The 23,361-nt window shown below is 51.5% G+C and carries 14 protein-coding genes; 5 read left to right on the forward strand and 9 right to left on the reverse strand.

Going from position 1 to position 23,361, the window contains the following annotated elements; all coding sequences use genetic code 11:
- Nucleotides 1–213 precede the first annotated feature (213 nt).
- The 7 genes from fusA to ACKFKF_RS24835 all read right to left on the reverse strand — a co-directional run bounded on the left by fusA (nucleotide 214) and on the right by ACKFKF_RS24835 (nucleotide 15,027).
- Nucleotides 214–2,298: an elongation factor G gene (gene fusA / locus ACKFKF_RS24805; RefSeq protein ID WP_446870134.1), complete on the reverse strand. Its 2,085-nt coding sequence runs from the start codon at nucleotides 2,296–2,298 to the stop codon at nucleotides 214–216.
- Nucleotides 2,299–2,947: 649 nt separating this feature from the next.
- Nucleotides 2,948–5,047: a CHASE2 domain-containing protein gene (locus ACKFKF_RS24810; RefSeq protein WP_446870135.1), complete on the reverse strand. Its 2,100-nt coding sequence runs from the start codon at nucleotides 5,045–5,047 to the stop codon at nucleotides 2,948–2,950.
- A 177-nt stretch (nucleotides 5,048–5,224) separates the two neighbouring features.
- Nucleotides 5,225–5,941, reverse strand: coding sequence for a DUF928 domain-containing protein (locus tag ACKFKF_RS24815; RefSeq protein WP_446870136.1), 717 nt, complete (start codon nucleotides 5,939–5,941; stop codon nucleotides 5,225–5,227).
- Between the two features lie 383 nt (nucleotides 5,942–6,324).
- Nucleotides 6,325–8,907 (reverse strand): CHAT domain-containing protein, encoded by a 2,583-nt coding sequence (locus ACKFKF_RS24820; RefSeq protein WP_446870137.1) that lies wholly within the window; start codon nucleotides 8,905–8,907, stop codon nucleotides 6,325–6,327.
- A gap of 59 nt (nucleotides 8,908–8,966) precedes the next feature.
- The gene (locus tag ACKFKF_RS24825; protein ID WP_446870138.1) at nucleotides 8,967–12,314 is read right to left on the reverse strand and encodes a two-partner secretion domain-containing protein; all 3,348 of its coding nucleotides are present in this window, start codon (nucleotides 12,312–12,314) and stop codon (nucleotides 8,967–8,969) included.
- A gap of 299 nt (nucleotides 12,315–12,613) precedes the next feature.
- Nucleotides 12,614–13,675: an ATP-binding response regulator gene (locus ACKFKF_RS24830; RefSeq protein ID WP_446870153.1), complete on the reverse strand. Its 1,062-nt coding sequence runs from the start codon at nucleotides 13,673–13,675 to the stop codon at nucleotides 12,614–12,616.
- Nucleotides 13,570–15,027: a PAS domain-containing protein gene (locus tag ACKFKF_RS24835; RefSeq protein WP_446870139.1), complete on the reverse strand. Its 1,458-nt coding sequence runs from the start codon at nucleotides 15,025–15,027 to the stop codon at nucleotides 13,570–13,572. Before ACKFKF_RS24835 ends, ACKFKF_RS24830 begins: the two co-directional genes overlap by 106 nt.
- Nucleotides 15,028–15,440: 413 nt before the next feature.
- Here ACKFKF_RS24835 and ACKFKF_RS24840 point away from each other — a divergent pair, with 413 nt between their 5' ends.
- Together ACKFKF_RS24840 and ACKFKF_RS24845 are read left to right on the forward strand one after the other, a co-directional pair.
- Entirely contained in the window at nucleotides 15,441–15,701 is a 261-nt protein-coding gene (locus ACKFKF_RS24840; protein ID WP_446870140.1) for a DUF1816 domain-containing protein, read from the forward strand.
- A gap of 103 nt (nucleotides 15,702–15,804) precedes the next feature.
- Entirely contained in the window at nucleotides 15,805–16,785 is a 981-nt protein-coding gene (locus ACKFKF_RS24845; protein WP_446870141.1) for a HEAT repeat domain-containing protein, read from the forward strand.
- A gap of 13 nt (nucleotides 16,786–16,798) precedes the next feature.
- Here ACKFKF_RS24845 and ACKFKF_RS24850 read toward each other — a convergent pair whose 3' ends face one another.
- Complete coding sequence (locus ACKFKF_RS24850) at nucleotides 16,799–18,409, reverse strand: NAD(P)/FAD-dependent oxidoreductase (RefSeq protein WP_446870142.1); 1,611 nt, start codon at nucleotides 18,407–18,409, stop codon at nucleotides 16,799–16,801.
- A gap of 588 nt (nucleotides 18,410–18,997) precedes the next feature.
- Between ACKFKF_RS24850 and ACKFKF_RS24855 the strand changes: the two genes are divergently transcribed.
- The 3 genes from ACKFKF_RS24855 to ACKFKF_RS24865 all read left to right on the forward strand — a co-directional run bounded on the left by ACKFKF_RS24855 (nucleotide 18,998) and on the right by ACKFKF_RS24865 (nucleotide 20,591).
- The gene (locus ACKFKF_RS24855) at nucleotides 18,998–19,849 is read left to right on the forward strand and encodes an NAD(P)-dependent oxidoreductase (RefSeq protein ID WP_446870143.1); all 852 of its coding nucleotides are present in this window, start codon (nucleotides 18,998–19,000) and stop codon (nucleotides 19,847–19,849) included.
- 56 nt (nucleotides 19,850–19,905) lie between these two features.
- Nucleotides 19,906–20,217: a 2TM domain-containing protein gene (locus ACKFKF_RS24860; protein WP_446870144.1), complete on the forward strand. Its 312-nt coding sequence runs from the start codon at nucleotides 19,906–19,908 to the stop codon at nucleotides 20,215–20,217.
- 65 nt (nucleotides 20,218–20,282) lie between these two features.
- Nucleotides 20,283–20,591, forward strand: coding sequence for a DUF3181 family protein (locus tag ACKFKF_RS24865; protein ID WP_446870145.1), 309 nt, complete (start codon nucleotides 20,283–20,285; stop codon nucleotides 20,589–20,591).
- 173 nt (nucleotides 20,592–20,764) lie between these two features.
- Here the strand turns inward: ACKFKF_RS24865 and ACKFKF_RS24870 are convergent, their stop codons facing one another.
- Nucleotides 20,765–23,356 (reverse strand): DUF3536 domain-containing protein, encoded by a 2,592-nt coding sequence (locus ACKFKF_RS24870; RefSeq protein WP_446870146.1) that lies wholly within the window; start codon nucleotides 23,354–23,356, stop codon nucleotides 20,765–20,767.
- Between the last annotated feature and the right edge of the window lie 5 nt (nucleotides 23,357–23,361).

Below are 23,361 nucleotides of genomic sequence, written 5' to 3' on the forward strand. Positions count from 1 at the left end.
GGGGGTTGGGGGGCAGAAGCGTTAAATACCGAAGCGAAAAAACTCTATCGAATTTACGTTAAAAACAAAAGACCTTGGACGTTAGACAGGGCAAGATTGAATCTTCGTCTAATATCCTCGGTCTAATGTTTCTCGTCATTTATTTCTCGTCTTTGCGGGAATGATGAATGCAGAATCCAGAATTAACCGTTCCACATTCACCACTCAACAACGCTACTTAGCAGCTTGACGCTCTTTCGCTTCCTTGATCACTTCTTCGGCAATGTTGCTGGGGCAAGGCGAATAGTGAGAAAACGACATTGAGAACTGTCCGCGTCCAGAAGTCATGGTTCGCAGGTCGCCAATGTAGCCAAACATCTCGCTCAACGGCACATCAGCCTTGATGCGGGCCCCAGTTTGTCCGGTTTCCTGAGACTTCATCATGCCGCGCCGACGGTTGAGATCCCCGATCACGTCGCCCATGTAGTCATCAGGTGTGAACACATCGACATTCATAATCGGCTCAAGCAACTGAGGGCCGGCTTGGGGAATGGTTTGCCGATAAGCAGATTTAGCTGCGATTTCAAAGGCGATCGCCGATGAGTCAACCGGGTGGAAACCACCTTCTGTCAGCGTGAACTTCAAGTCCATGCAGGGGAAACCCGCCAACACGCCTTTGTCAATACAGCTTTCAAAGCCTTTTTGTACGGCTGGCCAATACTCTCTCGGCACCGTCCCGCCTGTCACCGTGGACTCAAACTGGAAGCCGCTTCCTGACTCACCGGGTTCAACAATGTAGTTGATCTTGGCATATTGACCCGATCCACCCGACTGTTTCTTGTGAATGTAGCCATCTTCGACACGCTTGGTGATCGACTCGCGGTAGGCGACTTGAGGTTCGCCCACTTCGACTTCAACGCCGTGAGTGCGCTTGAGAATGTCTACCTTAATGTCAAGGTGAAGTTCACCCATACCTTTGAGAATCGTTTCGCCACTTTCCTCATCGGTCATCATGTGGAACGAGGGATCTTCCTGCACCATTTTGGTGAGAGCGGCTCCCATCTTTTCTTCCCCACCTTTGAGCTTGGGTTTGACCGAGATCGAAATCACAGGCTCCGGGAAAACCATCGGTTCCAACGTTGCCGGATTCTTGGGATCGCAGATGGTGTGACCCGTCCGCACGTTCTTCATGCCGACGATCGCAATGATATCGCCCGCTTGAGCCGATTCGATTTCTTCGCGAGAGTTAGCGTGCATTTCAACTAGACGGCTGACCCGCTCAGTTTTGCCCGTCGCTGTATTGAGAACGGTGTCACCCTTAGACAAAGTACCAGAGTAGAGGCGCGTGAAAGTCAGGGCACCAAAGCGATCGTCCATGATCTTAAAGGCCAGCGCCCGTAGCGGTTTAGCCGGATCGACGATGGCAAAATTGCCCGTTTCTTCCCCGTCCAGATCGACTTCGGGCTGCGGATTGACTTCCATTGGGTTGGGCAAATAGTCCACGACCGCATCCAGCACCAACTGAACGCCCTTATTCTTAAAGGACGAACCGCAGTAGGTCGGGAAAAACGCCATGTCGCGAGTGCCCTTCCGAATGCAGCGCTTCAGGTCTTCGATGCTTGGCTCTTCGCCTTCCAGGTATTGCTCCATCAGGTTGTCGTCTTGCTCGACCGCTAATTCAATCAATTGTTCGCGGTAAGACTCGACGGCCTCGACCATATCCGCAGGCACTTCGGTAATCTGATAGCTCATCGGGTCGCCAGAATCATCCCAAGTCCAGGCTTTGCGAGTCAGCAGATCGACCACACCTTTGAACTGTTCTTCGACACCGATCGGCAGCACCATCACCATCGGCTTGGCCGCCAACACTTTATCGACTTGTTTGACGACGCGATAGAAATCGGCACCCGTACGATCGAGCTTGTTGATGTACACGATCCGAGCGACCTTAGAATCGTTGGCATAGCGCCAGTTGGTTTCTGACTGCGGCTCGACCCCACCGGAACCACAAAACACCCCAATTCCCCCATCCAACACTTTGAGAGAACGGTAAACCTCGATCGTAAAATCGACGTGTCCGGGAGTATCGATAATGTTGAGTTGGTGGTCATTCCAAAAACAAGTCGTCGCAGCGGATTGAATCGTGATCCCGCGCTCTTGCTCCTGGGCCATAAAATCGGTTGTCGCTGCGCCTTCGTGAACCTCACCAATTTTATGGATTTTGCCAGTCAGCTTCAGGATTCTTTCGGTTGTGGTGGTTTTGCCAGCATCGACGTGGGCGAAGATGCCGATGTTTCGATAACGAGTGAGGTCTTTCATAGTTGCTCTGTAGATTGAATGCGACAAACCGTGGGCGACTTCCTGCAAGCGCTACTCAGAGACAGGTGCCTCTTGTGTAGTCAGTACAGGTGGATTTCAATCACTCGGAATATCAAGAAATCCTGTTCCCTGGCTCTGGCAGTATTACTGATTGTAAAGTGTCGGGGGCAAAGGTTGGAGAGGTCTCAAAAATTGAACCCCGTTGACACAGAGAAAGACCGCCTAACGTCAACAGTCCGCAGGAGAAGGCTAAATGCTTCGATCCGTTTTCTCTAGTCGTGAAGAGGGTCGTGAATCGAGTTCCCTATCTAAGGGCTGCCTGACAGACTGTGTTTTCTGCCGCCCGACTGCGCTCAACGGTGCGCTCAACGGCTCTTCTACACCCCTACCCGATCAAACTTTGTGCCCGTAGTGAATCGCTCCTCAATTCTAGCAAACTCTCTGAAATAACCTTTCGATCGAGAAGTTCGGAGAACCGTGCCTTAAGGTAAATTCCATAAAACCGCTCGCTGCGGTCAGTTCAGTCCGTCCCTAAATTCTCTACCAGTGCGGAGCCTTTCACCGCAAATCCCTTAAAGTCTCTCAGAATTGGCAGCTTGGGAGGCAGACGTGCCAGGCAACGAAGCGAAAAAATTGTCGAACTGACCCTCTAGCCAGGAATTTTGATGCCAAAGGAGAAACATGACCCGCGATCGCGCGTACTTTCTACACAAATCTCACCGCCCAGTAATTTGACAAACTGCTGGCTGATGGCCAATCCTAGCCCCGTGCCCCGCTTAGATTTTCGTCCTGCCTCAGTCTGCACAAACGCCTCAAACAGTTTGTCCATTTCTGCTGGAGAAATTCCATATCCAGTGTCTTCTACCTCAAACTCAAGCGTGTGAGGCATGGGAAAGTCGGAGTCAATTGAGTCGTCTGATCCGACGCTTTCCGGCTCACTCTCCATAGGTCGAGACCAGCACCCTACCTTTACTCGCAAACTGACACTGCCGCGATCGGTAAATTTAAACGCATTACTCAGCAGATTGATCAACACCTGAGACAGCTTATTGGCATCGGTTTCGATCCGGTGGGGCAGATCGGGCGCGAGGTCAAAGGTCAGCGTCAACCCCTTGAGTGTGGCTTGCGGACGAAACATTTCTTCTAGCGTTTTGAGCAACTCCCAGAGGTCAACCTGTTCCACTTCTAGGGCGACGACACCCGCCTCGATTTTGGAGACTTCTAAGACGTCGTTGATCAGTTTGAGAAGATGCTGCACGCTGTGGTCGATCGTCACCAGTCGTTCTTTTTGGCGAGTATTGAGCGATTGGTCGTAGCCCAAAATTTCACTACAACCCAGAATAATCGCTAAAGGCGTTCGCAATTCATGGTTCATGTTGGCTAGAAATGCACTCTTGGCGCGATTAGCCGCTTCTGCTTGCTGTTTGGCGTTTTCTAGAGCCAGATTTTTCTCTCGCAGTTCTTGAGTCCGCTCTTGGACTTTGATTTCCAGGGTTCTAGAATACTCTGCTAAAGATTGGTGCGAAACCTTCAAATCAGTCCACATCAAGAGTCCGCGACTGAGCAACGCCGACCCAACCAACGCCAGCCCCGGCGACACCACCACGACCCACCACCCCAGCCAAAAGCACAGATAAGCGCTGCCTCCCAAACTGATGCCAATCAGACCAATGGCGCAGACCGTCCAGCGCAGCGAAAACAGCCGTGAACCCAAGGCCGCCCCCACGCCCGACCAAACCAAAATCCAGCCCCACTCTAGTAACTCAGGAACGCCCCGCAGCAGCGGCCGACCCTCTAACGCCGCACTCAAAAGCTGGTTGGCTACATTCGCGTGAATCTCGACCCCAGACCAGGCAGACTGAGAATCTGTTGTAAAAGGGGTATAGAAGCGATCGCTCACACTTTCGGCGATTGACCCCACGACGATGAGACGATCGCGCATCAGATTAGCTGGCACCTGATCATTCAAGACCTGAGTCAGCGAAACGGTTGGTGTCCCGGCTCGATAGCGATAAAAGTTAGACAAGATCTGAAAGCCGCCCGCATCGGCTCGCACGTAGCCCCCCTCAGAAGCTTGTAGCGGCACTAAGTTAGCTTTTCCTAACCGGAGTTGACCATCGGGATTTTGCTGAGGCAAAACGTTTTCAGCCTTTAGGTAGGCGAGGGCTAACTTTGCGCCTAGAGTCAGCGTTGTTCGGGGTTTGGGCTGGTTGTCAGGGGATTTACGATTGACCCGCACAGAGAGCAGATTCCGCCGCACTTTGCCATCGCCGTCCTGTACCAAATCGCTGGCTGCTACCTGGTCTCGGCTCTTTAGTCCAACGGGGGCTTTGATTGCCGGGCCGTCTGCCCCACTGACCACTTTCTCAATCACAAATAAGTTAGGCGTTGAGACAAAGGCTTTGAGTAACGCTTGTCGTCCTGGCTCGACGGGCAGATCTCGGTATAGATCCAGTCCGATCGCTCTGGGCCGCTGATGATCAAGTTTTTGGATCAGGGTGGCCAACGTCTGATCAGAGAGGGGCCAGGCTCCGAGATTCCTAATATCCGTTTCGTTAATCGTCACCACGACCACACGAGACGCTCCGGCTTCTGGTGGGCGCAGCCGAAACCACTGATCGAGAATGGCCCACTCCAGTAGCTGCAAGCCTCCGGTGAGTTGCAAGGCGATCGCGGCACCCGCCACACCAAAAACAATCAGTCCGATGCGCTGTCCCTGGACGATGCGCTCTTTGAGCGGTTTCCACATAGGTCAGTCAATAGTCTCTAGAGAACAGGGCCTTCATTGAGGAAGATGCATCTACTAGCATTCAGCGGTGAATTTGGATATTTAGCCCCTGCTTTCACCATTGTGCATTCAGCACGTCCTCATTGGCTGTTCCTATTACCTATTACCATTCCTTGAGTGGCTTTTTATTTTTTGAGACTATTTAGTTTGAGACACGATGACTTCGGTGAGCGCTTCTAGACCGACCGATCGCAGTAGCTCTGTCCAGACGGTCGCAAGGTGAGCATTGTTGGGTTGGGTTTGACGAAGCTCAGTCAATAGGGAGAAGGCTTGAACCCACAGACCTTGTGATAGATAAAGGGACACGCGATCGCTGGCTTTGGCAGTCGCTAACCTTTCTTGGGCCGAGGGATCGAGTTGGATGCGTTTGATCCAGCCACCGACGACCCAATCTGAGGTGCGATCGTTCTGGTTGCACACGAGGGCGGCTGTCCAGTAGTAGGGCTGATCTGGCTTGAGTTGTGGCGCTTCTGAAGGCAACCGTAGACTCACTAGCCCCGCTTTTGTTGAAATCGGCACCAGCGTTTGATAAATGCCATTCATCTCTGCATCAAAAACGCTCAATTCCACCATTTGGGCCGTCGTCTTGGGAAGGTAGATCCAAAAATCGGGTCGATCGCTGGACGTGAGTGCCATTTGCCCTTTGGGACTGAGCGCCATCAAGCGGCTGGTCGGATTGGGCGATCGTACACAGAAGGTCGAACTGGTGCGTGAACCACCGCCTGCTGTGCCGTTGGGAGAGCCTTGTCCAGGAGGGGGTTCGATTTGCGCGACAGCTTTAAGTTGGCTCCCTGAGTAGAAACCTAGAGCGACGGATAACGATAGGCAGGTAGCAATACGGCGAAGTGTAGTCATGATTTGCAAACAGAAGGTTATCGTCATTTAGCAGAGAAGCAGAGCTTGAGGAAAGAAAGACGAGCTTGCAGCGTTGGGCGACTTGAGCGACGGAGCGGGAAGCGTTGAGACCCTGCCAGCCCTCAATTTTTTGAGAGGCGCTTGGCGGGAGAAAGCGGATAATTTTACTGCCGTCGATTAAGGGGCGTGTGACTCAAAGCTACTCTGTACTTTATCAGTGTCTACTCAGTGTAATTGCTGAGGTTTTAGGCAATTATTCTATTAATTATCTAAAGCTTTGATGAAGAATCTTCAGATTCCTACGGAGCAATTTTCTTTAGTTCTGTGAACTCTGCCTCAAGGCTATCCTGAGGATTACGGCAGTCTTTTGTTACGCTCAGTGTTTATAACCAGTTGCCGATTAAAACAAACGGTGCCCAATAATACGGATGATTGAAGGCGGGCTGTTTGAGGAGGTGTAGCTGCGCCGATCGCACCGCTTCTCCTTTGACTCTAGATTTGGCAAACGCTTGATAAAACTGCACCATAAATTCGGCCGTGGATTGATCGTTGACCTGCCAGAGGGTGGCCAGGGTGCTGCTGGCTCCCGATCGCACCGCCACGCCTGCCAATCCCAAAGCGGCCCGTCTGTCGCCCTTAGCTGTCTCACAAGCACTCAAGACGAGTAGGTCGATCGAGGGCAGATTCAGATATTCGCGGTTTGTCAGCAGAGTGTCTAGCGCCTTGACGTTAAGTCGGCCATCCCAGGTAGCGATGTAGGTGTCTTCTGCTTTGGAGCTAAATTCGCCGTGAGTGGCTAAATGGACGACTGAAACAGGCTGTGTTTTGAGTTTAGATTTTAGAGTTTGGGTCGTAAAGGTTTCGTCAAGCAGCACGGTTGAGGTGAGCAGGCGACCAATTCTTATGACTTCTTGTTTGACTCCGGGCAGGGGCGCAAAGGTGGTGTTTCCCTGGCTCAGTCCGCCGATCAGCGCTCGAATCTGGGGATGAGTCGTCTGTCTTCCAAATAGACGCAAACCCGGTGTCACGACAACTTGATATTGCTCAATTAGATACTGGTTGCCGTCGTAGAGCGCGGCCATAGGCAAATCTCGCAGTACCCCATCCAACACAAACACCAGCGTTTTGATTTGAGAATGAGCCAGATGTGTCAGGGCAGGTTTGACCAGCCAGGAATAGAGGTCTTGAGCGATCGGCAGTCGTTCTTGAGCAAAGGAGGTCGATCGTAGAGACTGCCGCATTCGTCGCCCGGTGTCTTCTACTTGAGTCTGGGAAGCTTGGGTGGCATAGTGGCGCAGCGGCTGACCCGAAATTGCTAAAATCACCTCCAAGCGATCGACTAAAACAATGGGATAAATCACCGCCGCTTGGGGATCGATCTGATCGACTTGCTGAGGTTGGCTATCCACGCAGGCTTCTCGAAAAAAGTTGGCCAACTCGGCCAATTGGAGTGACTCGATCAGCGATCGGGCCTGTTTTAAATTGTCCTGCTCGATCTCAGCGCTAGCCGAATTGGACTGTTGTAGCAGCAGATCGACTAACTCTCGATACACAGGTTCGACTTTTTCTCGAAATGAAAACTGAGCATCTTCGCTGACAGTCACCAGATCGTTTCTTAACAGTTGCAGCGTGTTGACTGCTTGAGTGTAAGAGGCGATCGCTAAAGTGTAGTCGTCTTCATTCCCAATCTGATTTAAGCGGGCTTTTGTTTTGAGAATTCTTCCGAGTTGCCATTGCCATTGATAGGTGATATCTGAAGCGTGAATAATTTCTGATAACAGTAGTGCCTCTCGTGTGAGCGATTCTGCGTCTGACCATTGTTGAATCTGCTCATAAAGCTGTCCTAGTCGTCCTGTTGCGTAGGATTGCGCCCGGAGATTTCCCAGGCTTTTGGCTTGCTGAATGGCCTTTGCCAGCAGTTGAGCGACTGATTTGAGGTCGGAGGCGCGGGCTACTTCAGCGGAGGTTTCGTTGAGATTGACCCATTTCATCAAGCTTTGTGCCAGATTGATTTGGGCGTAGATGGCGGTTTGGCTGGACGGTAAGGGGTCGAGTTGCGATCGAATTTGCGTCAACAGTCGTTGGATTTGAGTCGTCCGATCTTCCTGCAAGGTTTCTGACAAGGTTTCTGACTCGATCAACAGGTCAAGCTGGTTGAGTTGGGCCTGAAGTCTAACGGGACTGTCTGCTGCGGCCGCCTGTTCATAAAACATCAGAGCCGCTGTCTGCTGATTTTTTGCCTCTGCGGTATTGCCCAAATTTAACCAGGCAATTTGCATATCGGGGCGCGATCGAATGCGTTGAGCGATCGCCAGACTCTTCTGCAAGACTCTTTCTGACGCAGCCAAATCGCCCGACACCCGCAATACATTGCCCAAATTTAACAAAGCCACCGCCTTGAGCGAAGACTCTGACTCGTTTTGCAACGCCGCTTCGATCTGCTCTAGTTGGGTGCGGGCGCGACGATAAAATCCCAGTGCTTGCAGCGCTTTGGCTTGATTGAGTTGGGTGCCGATCGTGCCCGTCGAATCTTTCACGCGTCGATACTGGTTTTCTGCCTGTTGCCAGGTTTTGAGAGCCGCCTGGGGCTGGCCTTGCGTCAGATAGAGTTGGCCCTGAGTGTTGAGAATTTGGGCGCGAGTGAGTGGAGAAGCGGGCAACGCGATCGCTTGTTGTAGCGTTTGAGTCGCTTGCAGTTGGCGGCCAAGCTGCTGATAAGTGAGCGCCAGATAGCTAAAAATCAGGGCTTGATTGGAGGTGTCTCCCGATCGGTGCAGGCGATTTGCCTCCGTTTCCCAGACGTTGGCCGCATCCAAAAACCGACCTGTCTGATAGAGCGTTTGCCCCATCTGAATGAGCGGCTGGACTGAAACCGCAGGCACCGAGACCGGAATGCCGATCGCCATGTGCGCCGTTCCTGGAATTGTGCCGCCCACCAAAAAACAGAGAATTAGTCCCAGAGGCACCTTTCTAAGCAGCCTTTTGAAAAAAAGACACCTCGATCGTATCCACATCCACATACTTCTCAATGACCTACTGACTGAGCAGACTGACAATTGATAGGGGACTGACTCACAGAAGTCTCGGTGGCGATCAAACTCACTGAACCATCAGGGGCGATCCTCCAGCCTGTGGCCTCGATCAAAGGGGTCGGAACGGGAGTCGCGATCGTCGAAGGGGTTGAGGTTGTCGTTTGCTCAGTCCTCCAATCGATCCATCCGGCTCCCTGTATCCCTTCTCTCGGTGTCGGGGGCAAGCCGCCTCGTCCGGCCGTCACAAAGCTATTGAGTCGCGATCGCGGCGCACAAGTTTGAATCACGTCACGAGTCACATCAATAATCTCATTGGGCAGGGGATTCGTTCCTTGACTGGGATCAAGCGGAAAGGTGTCGATCGTCACAACGCCATTGATTCCGAGATCTGAACTGGCCGTAATGTCGCTGAAGGGTGTTAATTGTGATCGAGAGGTTAGCCCTAAAATCGATCGGGCGTTCAGACGAATAGTGCCGCCGCGTCCTTGAAAGCTGTTGGCGCTGATGTCGCTATTTTCGGACGGTTTTGCCACAATAAAGCCTGCTCGAATGTCGATATTGCCGCCGTTGCCCGCGTCGTAGCCCCGTGCTGTAATCTGACTGCCTCGCCGCATCAACAGCCAATCGCGAATCGAAAGCGTGACGTTTGCCCCGTCGAAACTATCGGTTGTCGCAATCATCAAGCTGTTGTCGAGGGTGAGATTGTTTGCGTTGACCGAGAGCCTTCCGCCTTTTCCTTGTAGCGTGCTGGCGAGTAATAAGCCCCGATTCAATTCTATGTTGTCTGAATTGATCACCAGCGTTCCGCCTTGTCCACTGCCCCAATTACTGATGGAGATGATCGCCTGATTGTTGACGGTGAGTTGAGGGGTTTCGATAAAGACGTTTCCCCCGGCTCCCGTCGCACTGGCTGACGTGCTGGCAAACAGTCCCGTTTGAGTCGTGCCAATCTCCGAAACCTTCTGGGCCGTGGTTTGTAGCAGACCGCTGGACGTGGGAATCGTAATTCGTTCTCCGTCTTGAGGGGTGAGGGGCGGTTGGAAAGAAATTTTTCTGCCTCGCACGATCGCTGACGCAATGACCCCGGCTAGCGGTTCGACGACTCCATTGCCTTGAAGTTGGATGCGATCGCGGGCTGCGATGTAAATATCTCCGGACTGTCCGCTTCCGGAAGTGTTGGTGCGAAATTGTGCGCCATTGGTTGCCTCAAAGGTGTTGGCTGTAACTCGAATATTTCCGGCGTTGCCCTGTCCGTTGCTCTGGGTGGTGACTAGCGCTTGATCGTGCATTGAGAGGGCACCCGTGGTCAGCATAATATTGCCGCCGTTGCCGATCGCTTGGCTGCCGACTGCGCTGGCGATCGTGCCTCCGATGATGCCATTTGTTGGGGTTGGCAGGTCTCTCAACTTGATTTGGTCTGCGGCGATCGTGATGTTTCCGCCATCTCCCAATCCGGCCGTGCCTGCAATAATCGAACTTTTGTCGGCGACCGAGAGTAACGCACTGCTGATATTAATGTCGCCCCCCGCCCCCACCACACCCGGCCCGGTTTGACTCGCGATCGTGCTGCCTCCTGATAAAGCGAGTCGATCACCCAGGCGAAGATTAATATCTCCCGCATTGCCCTGTCCGGGTGAAATCGTCTGCAACAGAACTCCCTGATCGTTGATAATCGAGAACTGTCCCAAAACGCTGGTCGAGATCAGAGAACGATCGTTGAGTGAGAGCGATCGGGCAGATAGATCGATATTTCCCCCATCTGCTTGCCCTGCTGAAGTCACAAAATTGGTGATCAAACTGTTGTTGTCGAGTGCAATCGTGCCTGCAACTTGGACATTGACGTTTCCAGATTTTCTAACACCTGACGTTCCGGCGGTTAGCCCTGACTGCTCAGTGATCAAGAGCGATCCTGCCTGGACATTCAAATCGCCTCCGATGCCCGTTGAGCCGCGTCCTGTTGACGTTCCGACGACGGCAAATTTATCGAGTCTCAGGGCATCGATCGCGTTGAGAGTGACCGTGCCTGTATTCCCCGACCCACTGGTTACAGAAAACAGGATCACGTTGTCTTGCAGTGTGATCGAGTTAGCGCTGAGGGTGATGTCGCCACTATTACCTGTAGCGGTTAAATCTGTGCCTGTGAGTAATACACTGCCTTTAGCGATCGTGATTTGATCGGTTGCGTTAATTTCAATCGCTCCAGCATTAGTCCCTTGATTGGGGAGTGGACTGCTGATCCCATTTCCGATCGTGGTCGTTTGCAGTTCACTTTTTTCTAAAATTTCGACCGTTTTGGCGTTGATAGTAATTCCTGAAGTTGGAGTATTGGAGTTAGTCAATACGTTGGCGCTATCAGAACGAAGAATAGACTGCTGGCGTACTTGTAGACGATCGGCATCGATTTGAATTTTGCCTGCGGCTCCGATCGCGCTCTGGTTCACCGTGGTCAATAATTGTGAATCAGAAATGATGATTTCTCCTGCTTTGAGCCAGATATTTCCAGCATTTCTAATTTGATTGGCGAGAACCGTTGTAGACAGCGTAGAACCGTTGAGCAAGATGGCATCAGCGACGATCGCCAGATCCGAAAAAGCGCTCACCGTACTGTTATCAAAAGTTGCCTTGTCTAAAGCCGTGATCGTGAGTTGATTACCTGCCGATAAATTTCCTGTATTGGCGATCGTACCTCCAATCAAATCTAAATTCTGTCCCGTGGTTAAGTTTCCCCGATTGATCAGAGGTTGAGGTAAGCTAACGCCGCGTTGAATCCCGATCGGCAGCCTCACACTCAACAATGGAGCTTCTGAAGTTCTGGCAGCACTAAACAGACTGTTATCTTCAAACTTGAGAAACGGGGCAGTACTGGCAAAAAACGATCCGCCCACTTCTAAAGCCGCATTGTCGCCAAACGTAATGCCATTAGGATTGAGCAAAAACAGATTGACCGATCCATTCGTGCGAATCAGTCCGTCAATCAGAGAAGGCTTTTCGGTCACGCGACTAATAATCGTCTGTGTCCTCGCATCGGTGTCAAAGTAGGCCGATCGCCCCCTCAGCAGCGAGAATTCTTCAAAGCTTTGGTAGAGATTTTCTCCGGCGATCGTGCCTCCGGTAATGCGATATTCTTGCCCGTCAAAGGTGACGATCGCCGAGTTAGGCAGCGTGTTGTCAGGAATGACCTGCGATCGAGCCACCGAAGCAAAAAAACAGACCATCATCAGCGCCATCGCCCCACTGTTTTTGAAGGCGATCGAGTCAATAAAATTAAGGAAAGAATTGGGGAATAGCAAGCGTAACCAGCCTTTCAGGAACTTTTGTTTTTCAACAAGAATAACGCACACCCATAAGATGCGCTTCTCAATGCACAAATCCGCAAAATCTCACAATCTTTTTGCCACATTCAGATTTTTGTCTGATCTGTCAAATTTGATACGAATTCGACAAAATTCTTTGCTGCGCGTTCGAGATACCCGTGAGGAGTTGCTGATTTGGGATGCCCCGAAAGTTTCCGTTTGAAGATTTTGAATCAAGATTTTGATCTTGAAGGTCTTCAGAGTAGAGGATTGAGGACGCTAAATGACTAGAGAACAAAGCAAATTCATCGACCTCACATCAATCTACTGCCGAGTTGTTGCAATCTTCACCTGTTTCCGCCGATTAGGGCTGCGATCGCCATTACCAGCGCCACCGAATCGGTCGGCTTCGTCAAATAGTCGTGAAAGCCTGCTGCGATCGCTTCGTCTCGATCTTCTGCGCGCGCATAGGCCGTCACCGCAATAGAGGGAATGTCACCGCCCTGCTCTGGAGGCAGCGCCCGCACCTGTCGCATCAAACTGTATCCATCCATTTCCGGCATTCCCAAATCGCTGAGAATCACATCCGGCAGACTGTGAGATAGAGCCGTCAGCGCATCGCTTGCCGAAGAAACCGTAGTGACGATCGCCCCCTGTTCTTGCAGCACAAAGTTGAGAATTTCTCGCGAGTCTGCATCGTCATCCACCACCAAAATTTTGAGCGCGCAAAGCGGCTGGTCGGTCGAACAGTCCGAAGACGACAGAGGTGATGCAGGCGTAGATTCTTTAATGAGCAAAGGAAGCTTAACTGTGAAAGTCGCCCCCATTCCCTCACCTGGACTCGCCGCTTGAATGGTGCCATTGTGAAGCTCGACGAGTTGTTTGACGATCGCCAGTCCCAGTCCCAATCCGCCAAACGATCGCGTGGTGCTACTGTCTGCCTGCCGAAATTGCTCGAAGATGTGGGGCAAAAATTCGGGAGAAATGCCTTTTCCGGTGTCGGTAACCGTGATTTGAGCCAAAGCCTCTACAGCCGCGAGTTGAATCGTCACCTGTCCGGCTTCGGGCGTAAATTTGACCGCGTTTGAAAGCAGATTCCAGATCACCTGCTGCAACCGATTAAAGTCACCTGATGCCATGGTTTCTGGGGAGTCCACCAAAAATCTCACCGCGACGTTTTTTGCCTGCGCTGACAACCGCACCGTTTCTAACGCGGCTTCGATCGTCGTGACTAGATTCACGGGCGCAAAAACCAGCTTGAGTTTGCCTCTGAGAATGCGGGAAACATCGAGCAAATCTTCGATCAATTGGGACTGAAGTTTGGCGTTGCGCTCGATAATATCCAACGCTCGATCGCGCATCGCCTCGTCACATTTGCCGCCCTTGAGCAGCTTTGTCCAACCGAGAATGGGATTGAGGGGCGTTGCCTTCGGCACAGCGAAGCTGCCCGCAATTCGTGAGACAAGACGGCGAGAAATTCATCCTTGATGCGGTTGGCGGTTTCGGCCTGGGCGCGGGCCGATCGCTCTCGCTCTAACGCTTGATCGCGCTCCTCAATGGCACATTTTTGATCGTGAATATCGGTGCAAGATCCAAACCATTTGATAATTTGTCCGGTTTCATCTCGCAGAGGAAAGGCTCGCCCGATGTGCCAGCGATATTGACCGTCAGAAGCGCGTCTAAATCGATATTCGACATTGTAAAATTCTCCCGTCCTCAATGATTCTTGCCAAATGGGAACCGTTCTCTCGACATCATCGGGGTGCAAAATCGTACTCCAGCCTTCCCCTTCTGTTTGTTCGGGGCTGGCTCCGGTGTATTCATACCAGCGTTGGTTGTAGTATTCGTGATAGCCGTCGGGTCGCGTGATCCAAAACATTTGCGGCATCGTATCCGCCAGATTGCGAAATAGCAGTTCACTTTGTTGTAGGGCTTCTTCTGCTTGTTTGCGTTCGTCTTCGACGCGCATACGTTCGCTGATATCGATCACAACCCCAATCATTCGCACGGGTGTTCCTAACTCGCTGTAAAAAACTTGTCCTCTCGCATTTACCCAGCGCAACTCATCTGTATCAGCCCGAAACACTCGGTACTCACTTTGCCAATCCATAATCTGCTGCTGCATGGATTCTTGAAGGCTCTGTTCGACTCTAGAGATATCGTCTGGATGAACGCGATCGCGCCATCCTTCATATCTGCCGTCGTAGCTGCCCGCCGCAAACCCAAACATCTCTTCTAGCTGCTCATTCCATCGGCTGATTCCCGTTTTGACATTCCAATCAAAGCTGCCAATCTTTCCGGCTTTTTGAGCGAGTGACAAAAATTCTTGACTGACGGCTAATTTTTCTTCGGCGCGCTGGAGATCGGTCATGTTGCGACTAATCACCAAAACCGTCTCGACCAAACCATCCGCCCCAAATTCGGGCATCAGGGTCGCATCAAAATATCGCACCCCATTGATCCCTGGATACTTAAACTGCGCCGATCGCTCCTGTCCGGTCGCAAACACCGTTTGTAGATTTTTTCTCCACACCGTGACCACTTCTGGCGGCATTCCCATTTCCTGGTGTGTCTTGCCGATAAATTGATGAGGCGCAACCCCAGTGATGTGTTCGATCGCGGGACTCACATAAAGATAGCGAAGGGCGCGATCATATCGAGAAATCAGATCCGGAAGTTTGGCTAAAATCCCGGCGATCTGTTGTTCCTGATTACGCAAAAACGCTTCCGTTTGGAGTCTTGATTCTGTAGCGTCGCTCATTAGTCGCTCATGATTGGGAGTGAAAGAGGGAGGTCTGACGCACAGGGCAGTTTTGAGAAACGATCGTGGGCTGATCCAGGTGAGCAAGTCACGAAGGCGCAACCACAGGTTTTCTACCCCTTTCCTGGCCGGGCTAGACTAGCCTATACCTCTGGAGGTAGCGACACTTCCTCCTCAAGGTATAAACACGACGCGACGACCTGCGATTTGCTGTAAAAAGATTGTTACAAATTTCTGACATTTGACTTGACATCGCTAACGGAAACGCTACACATGAAAGAGTAGGGTTACTTTTAAGCACGCAGCGATCGAAGTTGTCGAGCAGTCGTCAGAGAACGAAGAATGCCGAAAGTGATCTGAGCGGTGCAACGCGATCAAAAAATTCTTACAACACTAAAATCCAAAAATCAATCATGAAACTGTTCAACATTTTCAAACAGGTGATGGCGGGATTTATTCGGGCGATGCTCAATCGCTGGTGGGTTGAGATTACCACGGCTGATCCCCAGTGCACTTACTATTTTGGCCCGTTTAACAGCGCATTAGAAGCTAGGAAAGCGTATCCCGGCTATGTCGAAGATCTCGAAGGCGAAGGGGCACAGGGGATCGCTGTTACCATCAAGCTTTGCAGACCTGAAATTTTGACGATCTGCGCGTCGGGCGTTGAGTTTTGAGATAGACGCTGGGCAGGAGACGTTAGACTTTTTAGAAGAATCAGCATCAAAAATTCCTGGTTCGCTATCTCGCGTCTCATGTCCCTGGTCTTCGGTCTTCCCAATGGCAAAGTCACGCAAGCTTGAAGAAACTCTGGCACTTTTGACGGCTGTGCGGACTGATCCAACGTCGGAGGAAGCGATCGCTACACTGCATCAAGTTCTCAAGAGTAAGTTTGCGATCGCCGTTTCTCAAGCCGCCAAAATTATTGGTGACGCTGAACTGTATGATCTCATGCCAGCTTTGGGCGAAGCCTTCGATCGGTTGATGGTCAATCCTGCTGAAACGGATCAAGGCTGTCAGGCAAAATTTCGGATTGCGAAGGCGCTCTATCAACTCAACTACAGCAATGAAGACCTGTTTTTGCGGGGCATTCGGCATGTCCAGATGGAGGCAGTCTGGAAAGACAAGCAAGATACCGCAGCGAGTTTGAGGGGAGTCTGCGCGCTGGGATTGGTGAGAATGAACTATCCCCACGTTTGGAGCGAACTCGCTGACCTCCTGGCCGATCCAGAGACAGATGCACGAGTCGCCGCTGCACGAGCCATCACCTACACCAACGACGATCGAGGCGTTCCGCTGTTGCGATTGAGAGTCCAGGTTGGGGATCAGCCACCCGTGATTTCTGAGTGTCTGTTGGGGCTGCTGACGTTGGCACCGGGGCGATCGCTTTCTCTCGTGACTCGCCAACTTTACGCCCGCAAATCATCTCCTCTGCGCGAAGACACCGAGATTGCAGAAGTGGCCGCGATGGCTCTGGGTGAGAGTCGCCTACCCGAAGCCTTTCCCATTCTTCAAACCTGGTGGCACCAAGTCAAAGATGCAGAACTCAGACAAACCGGACTGCTGGCGATCGCGATGCTTCGACAAGACGAGCCGTTAGACTTTTTGCTGTCGCTGGTTACGAGCAGACGGATTCAGGACGCTAAGGACGCGATCGCCGCTCTGAGCCTTTATCGCCAAGATCAAGACTTGTGGCAGCGAGTGAATGAGGCAATCAATCAACGAGAAGATGCCAGCTTGCTAAATCATCGGGAATTTTAGACCTTGTGATTTTTTAGTTTCTAGAATTCACGATGTTGAGGGCGACGGCCTCCGCGACTTTGATCCCGTCGATGCCCGCCGAGAGAATGCCTCCTGCGTATCCGGCTCCTTCTCCAGCGGGATAGAGTCCTTGAGTGTTGAGGCTCTGATAATCTTCTTTGCGCTTGATGCGAATGGGTGAAGAGGTGCGAGTTTCGACTCCAGTCAAGACGGCATCGTGCATAGCAAATCCAGCGATCTGTTTGTCAAAAGCAGGGAGAGCTTCGCGGATGGCAGCGATCGCATACTCTGGCAAACTCTGACTCAAATCGCCCAAATGTACACCTGGCGCATAAGATGGCTTGACGCTTCCCAAGGACTGAGAGGGACGATCGGCGATAAAGTCCCCGACCAACTGCCCTGGCGCTTCGTAGGTGCCTCCACCCAACTCAAACGCTCGTGATTCCAAGCGACGCTGAAAGTCAATGCCTGCGAGCGGATGACCGGGATAATCGTCGGGGGTGATGCCGACCACGATCCCACTGTTGGCGTTGCGCTCATTGCGAGAATATTGGCTCATGCCGTTGGTGACGACTCGCCCCGGTTCGGACGTGGCAGCCACAACCAATCCACCCGGACACATGCAGAAACTATAGACCGATCGCCCGTTTTGACAGTGGTGAACCAGTTTATAATCTGCCGCGCCCAGAAGTTTGTGACCTGCTTTTTCGCCAAAGCGGCACTGATCAATCAACGTTTGGGGATGCTCGACTCGAAAGCCGATCGAGAAGGGTTTGGATTCGATATAAACGCCGCGATCGAAGAGCATCTGAAAGGTATCTCTGGCACTGTGTCCCACTGCGAGAACGACATGATCGCTGCGGAGATATTCCCCATTTGCCAACGTCACGCCTCTCACCTGTCCGGCTTGAATGTCGATCGACTCCACCCGACTTTGAAAGCGAATTTCGCCACCGAGAGACTCGATCGTCGCCCGCATTTTTTCGACAATGCCCACCAGCTTGAAGGTGCCAATGTGCGGTTTGTTAATGTAGAGAATTTCTGGAGAAGCGCCCGCATTGACAAGTTCGTTTAAGACCTTGCGCCCGTAGTGTTGAGAGTCTCGCACCTGGCTGTAGAGTTTGCCATCTGAAAATGTGCCCGCGCCGCCTTCGCCAAACTGCGCGTTGGACTCTGGATTAAAGTCTTCTCTCTTTTTCCAAAAGCCAAAGGTGTCGGCGGTGCGTTCTTTTACCGATTTGCCGCGTTCTAACACGATCGGGCGAAATCCCATTCTCGACAGCATCAGAGCCGCAAATATGCCACAGGGGCCGCTGCCAATGACGATCGGGCGTAACGTCAAATCGCTGGGTGCTTGAGCAACAGAACGATAGCTAATATCGGGAGTGACCATCACATGAGGGTCTTTTTTGAAGCGTTGAAGCAGGCGCTGCTCTTGAGGCGTTTCCACATCCAAAATGTAAACCAGAGCGATCACGTCTTTCTTTCGAGCGTCGTAGCTGCGTTTGAAGATCGAATAGCGGATCAGGTCTTTGGGACTGATTTGTAGCTTTTTGAGAATGGCTGTCTTGATCTCATCGTCAGCGTGATCAAGGGGAAGCTTGATTTCGGTTAGCCGTAACATACTCAGAAATTTCTGGACCGATCTTAGTCATAGCGCAAACTGTGACGCTGTGGGGAGATGGGGTGGAGAATGGTGGAGTTGGGGGGTTGGTACTTCGTCAAGGAACGCGAGTTTATTAACCTGAGATTCTCTAAATAGGCTTGGTCAGTTGATTTTGGCCTCGTTTCAATGGGTTGCAGCCCCCTAAATCCCCCAAAAATGGGGGACTTTGAAGCTCAAACCCGTTTTGAATTCCAGAATTTCTTTGATCTCAAAGTCCCCCAGCATGGGGGATTTAGGGGGCGAAGTAACTTAGCAATAAACGATCTTATTTAATTCACGATCCTAAGAGAGGGATGAAGGATAAACGATCGGGCGAGAAGAATAAACGATCGGGCGAGAAGAATAAACGATCGGGAATGAAGGATTAGCCGTTGGGCAAGAAGAATAAACGATCGGGAATGAACCATTAGCCGTTGGGCGAGAAGAATAAACGATCGGGAATGAAGAATAAACGATCGGGCGTGAAGGAATCGCTTCTAAATTCCTAGAGCGCTTGTTGATCGGTCTAAACTATCGAAGATCAAGCGTCTAAATTTGAGAGGTGAAATGGTGAAGATTGGCTTTTTAGGAATCGGGCTGATGGGGCTACCAATGGCACAGCGTTTGATCGATGCGGGGCACTCGCTCACGGTCTACAATCGTACCGCTTCTAAACTGGAATCTTTGACGGGAGCAGCCATCGCTCCTTCTCCCCAAGAGGCGATCGCCAACTCAGACTGTGTGATTCTCATGCTCACGGATGCTTCAGCGATTCAGACCACACTGCTTTCTGATGCTGCAAAGCTGACTAGAAAAACGGTGATTCAGATGGGGACGATCGCGCCTTTAGAAAGTCAAGCCATTCGAGATCAGGTGGTAGCTGCGGGCGGCGACTACTTAGAAGCCCCTGTGTTGGGCAGCATTCCCGAAGCGCAATCGGGTTCACTCATGATCATGGTGGGCGCAGAGCCACAACAGTTCGATCGCTGGCTACCCGTGCTGCAAGTTTTGGGATCAGATCCCGTTCTCTTAGGTTCAGTCGGATCGGCGGCGGCGGTAAAATTGTCGCTCAACCAGCTTATTGGATCTCTGACGAGTGCGTTTGCGGCCAGTTTGGGATTGGTGGCGGCTCAGGGCGTGGAGATCGAAGCTTTTATGAGAATTCTTAGACAGAGTGCGCTGTATGCCCCAACGTTTGATAAGAAATTACAGCGAATGCGCGATCGTGACTACTCCAAGCCCAACTTTCCGACCAAACATTTGCAAAAAGATATCAATCTATTTCTCACAGCCGCCCAGTCTGCAAAGCTCGAAGTCAGCAATGTCGAAGGCGTTCAGAAAGTTTTGGAGCGAGCGATCGCCTTGGGGTTATCCGATGCCGACTATTCAGCTTTGTTCTCCGCGATCGTTCCTGAGTAGAGAGAACGGCAACCCGCTAACATAAAGGTAGTCAGCTATTTACAAGGTTTTGTCCTATGCCTCCCCGTTGGTCTCGTATTCCCGATCGCAAAGACGCTGATTATCGTCGCCTGGACGATCGCATGACCTTTGCAACTCATGTGCCGCTATTCACTGCCTGTAATTCGGGGTTGTGGTTTTTTAAGATCATTCAAAATCACGATTGGCCCTGGGCAGTTGGAGTAACGGGCGGTTGGGCGGCGATTTTGGTGGCTCATGCCATCTATGTGTTTGCGATCGCCGACTATGCTGAACCGTCTCCCGCTACACCCGCGCCCGCAACAGGCTTTAAGCCGAAAGAAAAAGTGACGAAATCAGCCAAAAAGTAGAGTTTTTGCAACTAGCCAGACGCTAAAAAGATCGGATACAAAACAACTCTAAACTGACTTTTTTTATGGCAACCCTAAGTACCTCTGAAGCGATCGAGAATCTAGCCGCCGAAATTGGTGAAAATGTCTACATCGATGTTGCTAAATGGCATCTCTATCTGTCAGACGCTCATCTCCACACCGTCTTGGCAGAAAAGCTCTATCCTCTGCTCTCCAGCGGCCCGATCCAGGAAGATCAGATTCTCAAAGTTCTGCAAAGCATTCCCATTAAATTAGGAGGCGGCAAGCGAGAAGTGCCCTTGAGCGATCTGGTGCCGATGCAGTGTCAGGTCAGTTTGATGGATTTGCTAGAAGAGTTTCAGCGCAATTTGTAGGCGGTTTCTTCAAAATAAAAACTCGATTTCTTCGCCTCGTCACTAACCGTTTCTGCCTCCTAACTCCCATTTATGGGAGACTTTAAGACATTTACGCAAAAAAGGGATAGAAGACGGTTAAATCTCTATCCCAAAACAAACACAAATCATCTCAACCAGAACTCTGAAAGCGGCTAGATCTCAACGTCTACCGCTAATTTTTTGCCTAACGCTAGAAGTTGGGGCGATCGTTCCCTTTCCTCAGTCGATCGCAGCCAGACATAATACAACTCTTGAGCTTGAGCCATTGTCAAATTGAATTGAAGCTTTTGCCCAAACTCAATCAACTGCTCAATACAGTGAATCTCCATCTCAGCCGTCTGGGGATCAATCGGATTCAACAAATTCCAGAGCGATCGCCGCACCAATCTTTCGAGGGTTTGTTTGACTTCGGGAAGATTTAGCTGACAGTGTAGATGGTTGGCTTCGGTGGCGATCGCATCCAATTCGGCAATTCGACTGGCGCTAAGTTCCAGGCTATCGGGATCGCTGTGGTCTTGTTCGAGCGATCGTAGAGCGACAAGTAAGCGATGACCCAAAGCAATCTCAGCCGCGACCTGCAATTCTTGTGGAACGGGCAATTCGTCCCGATGAAACGCCATCAAAACGCCGTAGTTATCGCGATAGACCTGTGTATAAAGCTGATCCAATCGGGTCAACGTTTCTTGACTCAAGAGGCGCATAATTCGATGGCGTTCTTCGGCAAATAAATTTTGCAGACTGTGAGACTGGTTGCCAAACATCTGATTCATCGCCAAAATGGTCTGCGCCGCACTCGCCTGCTTGAGAGAGCCAAACAGAGAATCCTTAAGTTGAGCGTAAGTCCTGCGGCCGGCAAAAGGCTGAATGCAACAGTGGAAATCCCAGCCGCCCAAATGCAGCACCGCAAAAGCCAAATGCTCCGTCTCGCGAGTAATTTCGGACGTGAGTTGAAGCTGTCCGACAGCGAGAGTGAGCGATCCCATGCGCTGAAGCTGGTAATCTAACTGGTGAGCGGCATAGCAGTAAACGCGCTGTTCTCTCGTAAAGGTCTGGAACAAAGAACTGATCGCGTAGTGGGCAGCGACTTGCTCAAAGTTAATCTGTGCCGAGATCACCAACTGCCGATAGACTTCTGCTCCATTTTTAAAGCAATCTACATTACTGGGAGCCAGCGCCAGCCGTTTCACAAAGCCTTTTTCAAGCTGCACGCCTGCCACATCTCCGGCCAGCTCTAGCGCTCTGGAAGCGTAACGAAGAATTTGCGTTCCTTCGGGGCGAGAAAGCTCCTCAAAAAACCAGCCGCAACTCGTGTACATCAGCATGGCGTGACGCTGCATTTCTAACAGTCGTAGCGCGTCGATGCGTTCGATCGCGCTGAGTTTGTGGCGCTGATGTTGAGCAAGAAATCGATTGACATTGGCAGGAGAGCGATCGCGCACCACCTGAATGTACTCATCCCTCGTCAACCAGACATCTTTAAAGAATTTCTTGCCCGTCTCTTCGTAGACTTTGACCAGTTGATCCCGCAGCCAGTCAAGAGAATCGCGCAAAGGTCGCCGCCATTTTTGGTGCCATCCGCCGCCACTCGCGCAGCCACAGTCGTCTTGCCAGCGATCGACTCCGTGGGCACAACTCCAGGCCGTGACGGGTTTGAGTTCGACTTCCCAGGTAGGCGTGTTGAGGCTGAGGTAGTGGGCAAAGTTAGTGACCGTCCAGCCTTTACGAGAAAATTCATGCTCGAAGGCGTAGGCCAGACATTTCTCAGTCCCGCCTTTGTGGTGTCCAAAGGTTTCGCCATCGGTTGCCGCCGCAATTAGCTGAGTCGGACGATGATCCCCGCGCACCGCCTGACCCAATCGCCCCGCCAGATTATGAGAACTGCTGAGAGCGGTATCAAATCCCATATCGCGAGAAATCGGCCCATCGTAAAAGAAGATGTCAATATAGCGGCGTTCTGACTCCTCACTCCTCTCTCCTCTCTCCTCACTGTTCAAGAAACATCGGTAAGGACGAGTCGTATCAATCTGACCACCGCCGACTTCGATCCAGTTGGGAGCGTCGATCGCCCGACAGCGTTGAGCCTGGAAGGGAGCCAAAATGATAAATTGAACGCCTTCGTCTACCAAAGCTTCAAGCGTGGGATAGTCTACGGCAGTTTCAGCGAGCCACATACCTTCGGGATCACGACCAAAGTGCGATCGAAAGTCGGCTTTCCCCCAGCGAATCTGAGTGCGTTTGTCGCGATCGTTAGCCAGAGGCAAGATCATGTGATTGTAAGCTTGAGCGATCGCGTTACCGTGTCCATTCAGTCGCGCACAGCTTTTGCGATCGGCTTCGAGAATTCGTTGGTAGACTTCGACATCGTGACGCTCGATCCAACTCATCAACGTCGGGCCAATGTTGAAGCTCAAATATTCGTAGTTGTTGACGATCCCCACCAGTTCGCCCTGGTCGTTGAGAATGCGGGCAAAGGCGTTGGGGCGATAGCATTCGTGGTGGATTCGCTCGTTCCAGTCGTGAAAGGGGGACGCACTGGGCTGACGCTCGATCGCATCCAAATAAGGATTTTCGCGGGGCGGCTGGTAAAAGTGCCCATGAATCGTGACGTAAACACCGATCGCCGTTTTGAGGGGATGGTTTTCGTCTGGGGTGAGATCAAGACGCTGGGGATCGCCATTCTGCAAACTTGCTGCATTCGTTGCGGGGGCACACAAATCGAGTGAGGCATCAAAAATCGAAGTCATAGAGA

This window comes from Phormidesmis sp. 146-12, assembly GCF_052939495.1.

What these genes read in the sequence shown, in the direction of transcription:
- fusA (WP_446870134.1), bottom strand. Translation starts at nt 2,298, where the DNA reads ATGAAAGACCTCACTCGTTATCGAAACATCGGCATCTTCGCCCACGTC.
- ACKFKF_RS24865 (WP_446870145.1), top strand. Translation starts at nt 20,283, where the DNA reads ATGGCAACCCTAAGTACCTCTGAAGCGATCGAGAATCTAGCCGCCGAA.
- ACKFKF_RS24835 (WP_446870139.1), bottom strand. Translation starts at nt 15,027, where the DNA reads ATGAGCGACGCTACAGAATCAAGACTCCAAACGGAAGCGTTTTTGCGT.
- ACKFKF_RS24840 (WP_446870140.1), top strand. Translation starts at nt 15,441, where the DNA reads ATGAAACTGTTCAACATTTTCAAACAGGTGATGGCGGGATTTATTCGG.
- ACKFKF_RS24870 (WP_446870146.1), bottom strand. Translation starts at nt 23,356, where the DNA reads ATGACTTCGATTTTTGATGCCTCACTCGATTTGTGTGCCCCCGCAACG.
- ACKFKF_RS24850 (WP_446870142.1), bottom strand. Translation starts at nt 18,409, where the DNA reads ATGTTACGGCTAACCGAAATCAAGCTTCCCCTTGATCACGCTGACGAT.
- ACKFKF_RS24860 (WP_446870144.1), top strand. Translation starts at nt 19,906, where the DNA reads ATGCCTCCCCGTTGGTCTCGTATTCCCGATCGCAAAGACGCTGATTAT.
- ACKFKF_RS24815 (WP_446870136.1), bottom strand. Translation starts at nt 5,941, where the DNA reads ATGACTACACTTCGCCGTATTGCTACCTGCCTATCGTTATCCGTCGCT.
- ACKFKF_RS24855 (WP_446870143.1), top strand. Translation starts at nt 18,998, where the DNA reads ATGGTGAAGATTGGCTTTTTAGGAATCGGGCTGATGGGGCTACCAATG.
- ACKFKF_RS24845 (WP_446870141.1), top strand. Translation starts at nt 15,805, where the DNA reads ATGGCAAAGTCACGCAAGCTTGAAGAAACTCTGGCACTTTTGACGGCT.
- ACKFKF_RS24810 (WP_446870135.1), bottom strand. Translation starts at nt 5,047, where the DNA reads ATGTGGAAACCGCTCAAAGAGCGCATCGTCCAGGGACAGCGCATCGGA.